Origin of the sequence: Flectobacillus sp., assembly GCF_049240685.1 — a bacterium.
In the GTDB taxonomy this organism is placed as follows: Bacteria; Bacteroidota; Bacteroidia; order Cytophagales; family Spirosomataceae; genus Flectobacillus.
Genome location: NZ_JBMLSD010000194.1, coordinates 13,532 through 19,508 on the forward strand (window position 1 = coordinate 13,532; position 5,977 = coordinate 19,508).

General features: G+C 38.3%; 2 protein-coding genes. Both read right to left on the minus strand.

Going from position 1 to position 5,977, the window contains the following annotated elements:
- The coding region (locus tag ACOVQ4_RS08940) for a RagB/SusD family nutrient uptake outer membrane protein (RefSeq protein ID WP_421820308.1) at nt 1–1,682 on the minus strand (1,682 nt) is incomplete at its 3' end.
- Between the two features lie 14 nt (nt 1,683–1,696).
- Nucleotides 1,697–4,738: a SusC/RagA family TonB-linked outer membrane protein gene (locus ACOVQ4_RS08945; RefSeq protein WP_421820309.1), complete on the minus strand. Its 3,042-nt coding sequence runs from the start codon at nt 4,736–4,738 to the stop codon at nt 1,697–1,699.
- Nucleotides 4,739–5,977: the final 1,239 nt, after the last annotated feature.

The window sequence follows — 5,977 nt, forward strand, 5'->3', positions numbered from 1 at the left end:
TATGATGGATTCTGTACTAAATAGCCTGGAAGGTTAGAAGCACCGTCGATGGCTGTTTGTGGAATTGGGAAAATACGTTTGTTGCGGTCTGTATTCGTTTTTTCAGTCCAAGTATCTTCGTATTTACCAAAACGAATCATATCTGTACGACGAAGCATTTCCCAGTAAAACTCAAAACCTCTTTCGCGGTACAATAAGTCTAAAGACATACTTGTCAAAGCTGGAGGCGGCGTTGTCGCTTTTCTTGATGCACGAACCGTATTTACATCTGCCAAAGCCGAAGCTGCGTCGTTACTCTTACGCAATTTTGCTTCTGCACGCATCAAGTACACATCTGCTAAGCGTAGGATTACGATATCTGCCTCACCAAAGTTACGACCAGAAGTAGATTTTTTGGAGAACTCATATTTTTCAACGCGGTATCCTGTAGAGTAGTCCGAACCAGCTACTGTAAAGTCCACTTTTTCGGTAAAGATTACTGGAGTAGTTGGACGGTTACGCGTATCATTGAAAAGTTTACCTACTTTCATTTTGCCATCTGGACATTTCAAGAAAACCCCGTTTTTACGAATCAAACCATATTGCTGACCACGCAAAATACCACGGTTGATATTGAAGCTTTCAGCAGTTACACATGAGTCGGCAGGGTTTGAATAAATCGAAAGATTTTGCTTGTAAAAACGTGGGTCAACGCTAGGGTCTTGCGAGCCATAAGCATTTACCCAAGTACGATAATAATCAGAAGTAATCGCAGGACCATCGGTACCATTGGCTGCAGGGTATGCAGGAAGTGGGAACTGATCACCCGATAATGAGAAATAAGCCAAACGGTTATGTCCGTTTAATTCGGCACGTTGGTCAACCGCAAAAATTAACTCTTTGTTGCTATGGTTATCGCTATTGAAAATTGAGAAATAGTCAGGCGATAGCTGGTATTGGTTAGAGTTAATGATTTTGTCGGTATATTCAATCACTTTGTCTAAATCGTCGTTTGAGAAAGTTACAGTTTGAGCTGTAACATTGCGATAAACAGCGGCATTTAGGTGTAAGCGAGCCAAAAGACCCCATGCGGCAGCTTTGTTCATACGACCAGGGCCTACTGTTGTTGAAAGGTTTGGCTCAACAGCCAACAATTCTGATTTGATGTATTCTACAGCTTCAGCACCACGAATTACCTTCGAAGTTTCGCCAACACTATTTTTTACAAAAACAACACCAAATAAATCTAAAGTAAGCATCGAATAATACGCACGCATACCTCTAGATTCTGCCAAATACAACTGTGAGGTCGCATCTGTTTGGCCTTGAAACTGGTTGATTGCCGAAACAGAACGAGAGATACCTTGTAGAAGAAAGTTCCAAGTATTTCTCAAATTGGGATCTGTACTGGTGTAGGTATGCTGGTGCATAGCAATATAAATACCATTATCACCCCAGTCTGTACCACCACGATAAGGCAAAATAGCCTCATCAGTTGAGATTTCCTGAATATTAAAATAGTTGGTATGTAAGAAAATATTAGGCAACAAAGCATACACAGGAGCTAATGTACCATTGGCTACGTCTGCATAAGAAATACTCGGAGAAAAAGATTCGTCAAGTACTTGTTCTTCGAGGTTAGTACAGCTTTGACTTGCTATCAAAGAGGCTAACAATGAAAGGAATATAACTGGTTTTTTCATGTTTCTTTAGAAAATTAGAATGTTACATTAAGTCCAAACACAACAGTTCTTGCTTTTGGATAACTTAAATAATCAATACCGTAAGAAGTAATACCATTGATTGTGCGGTCGGTGTTTACTTCTGGGTCATAACCATTGTATTTGGTAATTACAAACAAATTTTGACCTGTTACTGATAATCTTAAGCCTGAAATCCATTCGTTGATTCCTAGCTTTTTGGTATCGAATGTGTAGCCTAATGCAAGGTTATTCAAACGTAAGAAGGCGCCATCTTTCAAAAACCTTGTAGATACTGGAGCAGAGTTGTTTACAGACTCATTTGCCAAAGCAATAGCTTCAGGAGTTGTGTTGATTCCTTTTGAAAGACGCAGTTTGTAGAAGTTTGCATTGGCAGTATTGTCATAAAGCTTGTTTCCAGCCACGCCATTGAAGTTGGCAACCAAATCAAAACCCTTATAGCTAACACGACCAAAGAAGTTATATTGTTTGTTTGGTAATGCTGTTCCTGCTGCAATACGGTCTTTATCTGTAACAATACCGTCGCCATCTACATCTCTATATTGACTTAAACCTTTGTCATCTAATCCAATAAATTCTTTCAAGAAAAAGGTACCAATAGGTTGACCATTTACGTAGCCATTGATAGTGGCAGATGTCAAACCCGAACCTGACGCCGAGCCAGAAGGAATTACCGAGTAAGGGGATTTGTTTACTACGTTACTGATGAAAGTAATGTTTCCACCAACTTCATAAGTCAACCCTTGTTTTGTTGAATGACGGTAGTTCAATTCCAATTCCAAACCTTTGTTGGTAATAGTCATATCCTTTACGTTGGTCCAGAAAGTACCTGCTGGTTGTACAGGATCGGAAGGAATAACCTCCAACAAAATATCACCAGAAACTTTGTGGAAGGCGTCGATTGTTCCTGATAAAGCACCATTCAAGAAAGCGAAATCTAAACCTAAGTCAGTTTGAGTAGACTGTTCCCATTGAATATCAGGGTTTGCCAAACGTGTATAAGAAGTACCTGCTGGATAAGTAGAAGACTCGTCCAAAGGATAAGAAGTAGTACTTGAAACTACAGAAGTAAAGCGGGCTTGTGTGATTTTTGAAGGAATTTCTTGGTTACCTGTTCTACCCCAACCAGCTCTAAGCTTCAAGTTGCTTACTGCCGAACCTTTCATGAATTCTTCTTCAGAAATTCTCCAACCTGCCGAAAAAGAAGGGAATACCCCGTATTTGTTATTAGCACCAAATTTTGAAGAACCATCAGCACGAACTGTTGCTGTTAACAAATACTTATCTTTATATGAATAATTTGCACGACCAAAGAATGACTGTAACTCGTTGATTGTAGCATATCCATAAGGCTTGTTGTTGGCCAAGGTCAACTCCTGACCCAATCCAGGGTTATAGATTGGTTCGAGGTCAGAAATAGCAAATTTATTGATACTATATCCACGACCTTGTAGGAAGAATCGTTGATAAGAGTGCCCCGCCAACATGGAGAAAGTGTGGTCTTTTCCAAAACTATTGTTGTATGTCAAATAGTTTTCAATAAGACGGTTAGAATTCCATGTATCGATTGACTCCAAACGACCATCTCTCTGAGGAATAGCATTTGCGAGAGATTGCAAATCGCGATGTGCATTTGAGTAGTCAATACCAAAGTTGAGTTTGTAGGTTAGGTGATCTGTAATTTTTAGGGAAGGGGAAATATTTCCCAAAATTCTTGTTGTTGTGGTTGCATCTTTCTCCAGCTTCAATGCCAACAGCGGGTTGGTACCTGATTGATACAAATAGATATTACCATTGGCATCATAAGCAGGAATCGTTGGGTTTGTAGAAATAGCACTTCCCAAAACAGATTCGATTGGCGGACGCTCGTTATACGTTTGAGTTGCATTCAAATTTACATCAACCGTCAAACGGTCTTTCAATAATTTTTGAGTAACGTTTAAACGACCAGTGTAACGATTCAATTGGCTATTTTTGATAATACCTTCTTGGTTTTGAATACCGAATGAACCGTAGTACGTTAGTTTATCCGCGCCACCACCAAAAGATAGGTTATGGTTTTGAGTAACCGCTGTACGACTAATTTCTTTTTGCCAATCCGTATTGCCTTTGAAGTCTTCCAAAACACCTCCAAGAGCTACTACCTGCTTGCGGTATTCATCTGCTGTGAATACATTCAGAGGGCGAGCCATAGTAGAGACCCCATAACTAGCAGAATAATTTAAGGAAGAGAATCCTGATTTTCCTTTTTTAGTAGTAATTAAGATAACCCCATTGGCTCCTCTTGAACCATAAATAGCCGTGGCAGAGGCATCTTTCAATACATCAATCGACTCGATGTCTTGTGGGTTCATAAATGTCAATGGGTTGGTTGCACCACCTGTCGATGAATTATCGAGTGCCATCCCATCTACCACAAACAATGGTGTACTTCCTGTACGAACACCACCCGGACCACGTACAGTGATATTTTGTGTACCACCTGGCTCACCACTCGCCGATGTAACATTTACCCCTGATACTTTACCTTGCAACAAAGATTCGGGGGTATTGATGATACCTTGGTTAAATTCGGCACTTTTCAATGATTTTACCGAACCCGTTACATCTTTCTTGGTTGTGCTACCATAACCTACAACAACAACCTGTTCTAAGTCTGATGCTGTTGATTTTAACGAAACCTCTATTTGAGTACGACCATTTACTGCTATTTCTTGTCTTTCGTAGCCTACAAATGTGATGACTAAAGTTGCCTTTTCGTCCACATTCAAAGCAAAATTTCCTTTAGCGTCGGTGTTTACACCACGCTTGCTACCTTTAATCGCAACCGAACAGCCAATTAGAGGCTCGTTGGTTGTGGCATCAATAACTTTTCCTTTTACAGGAATCTCACTAGTTATCAATGTTTCTAAGCTGTAATTAGATAAGGCTACACGATTGTGAGCGTGAAGCGGTGTGGGCGAAAGCCCCACACAAACACCTAATAGCAAACCAGCTGCCAGTTTGCTGGTAAGACTCTGAGAGTAGAGTTTGTTCATGATAAAATTGGGTTGATAAGTATGAGTATCAGGATGTTGTATAACTTATTAGTTTTAGAAATTTACGAGTATCCTGTCTCTAGCATTCACCAATGCTTATATTTGGAGGCGCAAGTTATCCTATCAGAGCTGAGAGGCTGTAAATAAATCATTAAGTCCGCTTGATTTATTCTTAACATTGGGCATAACAAATAAGGTCTCACATAAAAAAATATGGAGATTTTAAGAAAAAGTGAAATATTAGAGGGCTATTTAGTGCCGTTTTTTACCGAAAAAACTGGGTGTTTTGGGTAAGAAAAATGGAGTGGAATAAAGAGTATTTGTCAAGTTCATAAGTAAATGTTCATATTGGTTTGGAGATAACTTTACAGCTGAAAGTAATCTAAATTAATCCTAGGAATAGAAATTTAATTATTTTTTTTATTAATAAAACATTTTTTAATAAGTATTTTTATGAAATCGATTGTAAAGCGTGTTGTTTCAAAAAATGGCTTTGTACAATGCTATCGGTATTTTTGCCTATAATTTGATTCGATAAATAAGCTCAACTTATGGGCGTCCAAAGTTGGGCTTAATAATTTCTTAATATACCTGAGTAATAATTAGCAATTCTTCCAAACAATTTGATGCTATTTACTCAAGAAGAAAACAGGGTACAAGTAAATAAGTTAGTGTGCAAAATAGAATTTAATTTTTTAGCTATCGGCTTTCAGCTCTGGGCAATCGGTAAAAAACATATACATCGTTACTAAAAAACAAATTAACACTTTTTGCCAAATGCCTGTTGCCTTGAGCCTAAACATAAAAGTTAAATCTAAAGCTGCACGGTTACTTAATAAAAATAATCTTTATGGGATTTGATTTAGGCTAATAGCCTTTGCCATTCGACAAAAACATACATTAGTTACTAAAAAATAAGTAAGTAACAAGACGTTAATAGTTATCAGTTATTGGAAGATATGCATAATCAAAATATGAATCATACCGAATTTTTAGGATTGGAACTATTCTCCAAGTTTTTATCAAACATGAGTCATCCCAAATTTTAAGATTGGGATTATCCTCCATAATTTTCATAAAAAAGGGGTCGGAATATATTTCCCGACCCCTTTTTTGAGGCTATCATGCTAGATTTACTTGGTTTGAGACGCAAGCATTGAGACGCAAGCATTGCGTCTCTACTTGGAGAATCTAAATTTTAACATAATCACTCATTCGCTCAATCACTAAATCGCTAAA

What these genes read in the sequence shown, in the direction of transcription:
- ACOVQ4_RS08945 (WP_421820309.1), bottom strand. Translation starts at nt 4,738, where the DNA reads ATGAACAAACTCTACTCTCAGAGTCTTACCAGCAAACTGGCAGCTGGT.